This window comes from Romboutsia sp. 13368 (genome assembly GCF_018336475.1).
In the GTDB taxonomy this organism is placed as follows: Bacteria; Bacillota; Clostridia; order Peptostreptococcales; family Peptostreptococcaceae; genus Romboutsia.
In genome coordinates this window covers 1,564,630-1,569,413 of record NZ_CP048741.1, presented here as the reverse complement: position 1 = coordinate 1,569,413, position 4,784 = coordinate 1,564,630, and the positions used below count along the sequence as shown (strand labels likewise).

The following is a 4,784-nucleotide window of genomic DNA, read 5'->3' as shown; positions in this document are numbered from 1 at the left end:
CTATCGTGTTTCACGATAGCAGGGTATTTTATTGTATCAAATAGAAATTTTAAGAATATATTATAACCATATACACTAAAAGGGGTGGGGGATATGAATAGTTTACTGTCAGGAATAAGTGCAATATCTATTAAAGATATAATTATGATAGTAATTGGATGTATTTTAATTTACCTAGCTGTATACAAAAAGTTTGAGCCAACCTTGCTACTGCCAATGGGATTTGGAGTGATAATGGTAAATTTACCTTTATCAGGAGCAATAACTCAATTATTTGGAGATAGCAAAGTAGTTGGAGTATTAGATTTACTATTTTCACAAGGTATAGCAACAGAAATATTTCCACTCTTAATTTTTATAGGAATAGGTTCAATGATTGATTTTGAACCACTACTTCAAAAGCCATTTACAATATTTTTAGGTGCAGCAGCTCAAATTGGAATATTTTTAACTATAATAGTAGCTTTAATATTTGGATTTGATTTAAAAGAAGCTGCATCAATAGGAATAATAGGAGCGGCTGATGGGCCAACATCTATATTTGTAGCATCTCAACTTGCAAAGAATTTATTAGGACCCATATCTGTAGCAGCATATTCTTATATGGCATTAGTGCCTATAATCCAGCCATTTGCTATAAAACTTGTAACAACAAAGGAAGAAAGAATGATAAGAATGAGTTATACTCAAGGGAAAGTTTCAAAAAGAACTAAGATACTATTTCCTATAATAGTCACAATAATTTCAGGTATAATAGCACCACAATCAATACCTCTTATTGGATTTTTAATGTTTGGGAATTTAATGAGAGAATCTGGAGTAGTAGAAGGATTATCAAAATCTGCTCAAAATGAGCTTGTAAATATCTGCACTATATTATTAGGTCTAGCTATATCATCAACTATGAAAGGTGATGATTTTCTAAAAGCATCTACACTACTTATAATGTGTATGGGACTTGTAGCATTTATACTTGATACAATAGGTGGCGTATTATTTGTAAAACTTATAAATGTATTTAGAAAAGAAAAAATAAATCCAATGATTGGGGCAGCGGGTATATCAGCATTTCCAATGTCAGCTAGAGTAGTTCAAAAGTTAGCTACAAAGGAAGATCCTCAAAACTTTATATTAATGTATTCTGTAAGTGCTAATGTATCAGGACAAATAGCATCAGTTATAGCTGGTGGTCTTATACTTGGACTATTGTCTTAGGGGGGAGATATTATGATTGAAGGATTAAAATTAATGGCTATTGGAATGTGTGGAGTTTTTTTAGTTAGTGGTATAATTTATTTAGGTATAAAGATATTAAATAAGTTTGATAAATAGATTGAAAAAAATCCTCTAATTTTTAAGAGGATTTTTTTGTATTAAAAATGCAAATACTTTATTTAAAGAGGTGAAAAAATGATAAGAGATAGAAAAGTAAAAGATCCAATAGTATCTATAACAAAAGGAATGAGTGAAGGTAAGTCTTTAGAAAAAGCACTAGATTTACTTCCTATGGATAAGATTATACAAAAAGGAGATAAAGTAATAATAACTCCTAACTGGGTTAAAGATAAAGAACCTAAAGATGGAGTAGTTGTAGGACCTAAAACATTACAAAGACTTATACGATACATAAAGAGCAAAGAACCATCAAAAATAATAATAGCTACAGGTTCAGGTAGTATTAAAACTACTGAAGTTATGAAAAATGTTGGATATGACAAAATAATAGAAGAAGAAAATGTAGAGTTTGTAGATATGAACTATGGTCCATTTATAGATTTAGAATTAAATCACCATATAATAAAATCTACTCCTATAAATGAAGTTATAAAAGACGCTGATGTTATTATCTCCTTTACTCAATTAAAATACCACGAAGAAGCTACAGTAACAGCAGCTATTAAAAATATAGCTATGGGTTATCCTCCTGCAAGTATTCATGGATATCCTAAAAAGCAAACTGGAATTCATGAGGATTTACATGGATTTATAAGAGCAATGGCAAATAAAGTACCAATAGATTTATCTATAATAAGTTTAGATAAAGCAATGATTGGTACTGGACCTATTGATGGTATGGCAGTAGACACACCAGGACTTATAATAGCATCAACTGACCCAGTAGCAGCAGATAGTATAGGTGCAAGATTACTTGGATTTTTACCACAGGCAGTATGTTATTTATATGGACTATATAAGGATGGAATAGGGGAAGCTAAACCTGAAAATATGACAATATTTGGACTAGATTTAATAGAAGCTGAAAAAATATTTAGTAAGTCTGCATATGGAGAAAAAGATGTTAGGTTAGATAAAGATAAATTAAAAGATATTCATGGTGACTAAAAATTTTATAAGAATTAAAAAAGAAATCGGTGAAATACTAAAATTAGAAATAAAACTAAAAGGATGTGGCACTATGACTCATAAGAAAAGACCAAGTACTGAAAAAATGTATGATTATAAAAAAGAAAAAGTGGAATTTGCAAGAGAACTAGGAGTAAATGGACGTAATAACACAGAAGTTAATGCAAAAATAGCATCTCAAGGTGAAGCAAAATATAGTAAAGAAACTATGAATAGAAAACACAAATTTTCAAATCCACAAGAATCAGAAAATCATAGATACTAAAAAGAAACTCTAGTAGTTTATCTGCTAGAGTTTCTTTTTAACTTTTTTTACCACTTTTTTCTTARGTANTTTAGMTTTATATAAATCCTTACATATAGATAATTCAGGATCAATAATATTTTGAGATTCTTCACTAGCATTAGTTTCACAAGAGTCTCTAATTGATGAAATAAATGCTAGTTGCTCACCTAATACAATTAAAAAACCAGCTAAATTATCTAAATCATCATTGTCATCTACTTCTTGAGCTATTATAGCTGATATTATTGTTACTAAGAATATGTATTGATTACCAACTTCTTTACATTCATTTTTTATATCGCACATTTTTCTAGTACGAAATTTATTTTTAGGCATTTTACCTCCATTAATAAAATATTGTTATTTTATATAATATGAAGGAACTTAAAAATATGTTACTAAAAATAAATTTGAATTTTAGTGTTATATAATATATAATATTTAAATAAATTAATTAATAAGACAGTTCGGAAGCCTCCTGTCTATAAATAAAACTACGGTAAAGTAGCATTTTATAATGCTTAATTTTTGTTAAAAAACCGTAGCTCATAACTATGGTTTATTTTATTATAAAGATATAGTTATGAGTTAAATAACGGATATGACTGAAGTGGCAGTGATGTTATATCGTGACATAAATTTTACCTAAATAGGCTTAATATATTTTAGGGGGAAAAATATGACATCAAAAACAAAAAAATTAACTAGAGTAGGAGTAGTTGCAGGATTATATGCAGCACTTACATTAGCACTKGGATTTATAAGCTATGGACCTATACAATTTAGAATAGCAGAAGTATTGACTTTACTTCCGTTATTTGGTAAAGAATATATACTATCACTTACAATAGGATGTTTTTTAGCTAATGTTATAGGACCTTATGGGCTACCTGATATTATACTTGGAACATTAGCTACATTTATAAGTGTATATTTAGTATATTTAACAGGAAAACTTATGAAGAATAAAAAAGGATACATAATTATAGCCTCATTGTGGCCAACTATAGTAAATGCTATAATAATAGGTGGAGTTATGCTACATGGATTATTTAAATTACCATTAATTCTTTCTATTTTACAGGTAGGATTTGGTCAATTTGTGGTAATAACTATAATAGGTGTTCCTTTATTTAGATTTTTAAATAATAAATATTCAAAATTACTAAAGGATATATTAAATTAATATATCCTTTAGTTAATAGTTAGGAGATAAAATGATTGAGTCAAAAAACACAAAATTAATAGGTATAGGAAATGAAGGTATAAAAAAACTAGAAGAAGTTGAAAGTAAAATAAGTGATAAAATAGACACAGAAAAAATAAATATGAACAAAGACGTTGATAAAGACTATGTAAGAGCTTTACTTGATGGAGTAGATATATTACTTTTAACTTATAGCAGTGAAGATAAACAAGCTCTTCAAATAGTTAATGCTATAGGATATATGGCAGAAGAAAGAAGAGTATTATCTGTTGGACTTGATTTATCAGAAAAAGAAAATAAAGATGAAATAAAAATAAATAGAATAATAAAAATAAATGACAATAACACTACTACATTATTAAACATAGTAGAGATGATAATAGATTCAATAGCTGATGAATGTACTATAAGCATAGACTTAACAGATATAAAAGAAGGATTAGCTAGCGATATGGGTATAAAATATTCATATGGTGAATTTAGTAAAAGTGATAGTGTAGAAGATATAGCAAATAAGCTTATAGAAGCATCAGAACAAACTAGTGAAGAATTAACTGGTAAAAAATTAATGATATTAGTTGAAATGAGTTCAGTATATGATATAGCATATTTAAATGAAGTATTAAATGCTATACAAGACAAAAGTGAAGACTCATATGAAGCTATATTCTCTTTATACTTAAAAGAAGATTTAGAAGATAAAATAAAAGTTTCATTAATATACAACTAAAATAACGATATTAATTATAATAAATAGGCTATCTTAATGCAGTTTTTATTAAACATAAATACTCTATTAAGATAGTTTTTTTACTTACAAGTATTTTATAATATATTTAATTCTGTTTATAAANTAGTAACTGTAAATCTAAAAGATAATTCTGTTGTTATAAATAAAAGCCTTATAAATTTAAAATATAGCAAAGA

General features: G+C 27.4%; 6 protein-coding genes. All 6 read left to right on the top strand.

The features are described from left to right. Positions 1–93 precede the first annotated feature (93 nt). The 6 genes from G3997_RS06310 (at position 94) to G3997_RS06285 (ending at position 4,587) form a co-directional block, all read left to right on the top strand. Positions 94–1,215, top strand: a complete 1,122-nt coding sequence (locus G3997_RS06310; protein ID WP_296644580.1) for a sodium ion-translocating decarboxylase subunit beta — start codon at positions 94–96, stop codon at positions 1,213–1,215. Positions 1,216–1,227: 12 nt separating this feature from the next. Continuing rightward, a complete protein-coding gene (locus G3997_RS06305) occupies positions 1,228–1,332 on the top strand; it encodes an OadG-related small transporter subunit (protein ID WP_296644578.1) in 105 nt (34 codons plus the stop codon). 78 nt (positions 1,333–1,410) lie between these two features. Further along, entirely contained in the window at positions 1,411–2,343 is a 933-nt protein-coding gene (locus G3997_RS06300; RefSeq protein ID WP_296644574.1) for a DUF362 domain-containing protein, read from the top strand. After that, a complete protein-coding gene (locus G3997_RS06295; protein ID WP_296644570.1) occupies positions 2,333–2,629 on the top strand; it encodes a hypothetical protein in 297 nt (98 codons plus the stop codon). The genes G3997_RS06300 and G3997_RS06295 overlap by 11 nt, the downstream gene beginning before the upstream one ends. A gap of 700 nt (positions 2,630–3,329) precedes the next feature. Next, complete coding sequence (locus G3997_RS06290; RefSeq protein ID WP_296644565.1) at positions 3,330–3,836, top strand: QueT transporter family protein; 507 nt, start codon at positions 3,330–3,332, stop codon at positions 3,834–3,836. Positions 3,837–3,867: 31 nt separating this feature from the next. Then, positions 3,868–4,587 carry a cell division protein gene (locus G3997_RS06285; protein WP_296644561.1) on the top strand — a complete coding sequence of 240 codons (720 nt, stop codon included), beginning with the start codon at positions 3,868–3,870 and terminating at the stop codon, positions 4,585–4,587. The last annotated feature ends 197 nt before the right edge of the window (positions 4,588–4,784 follow it).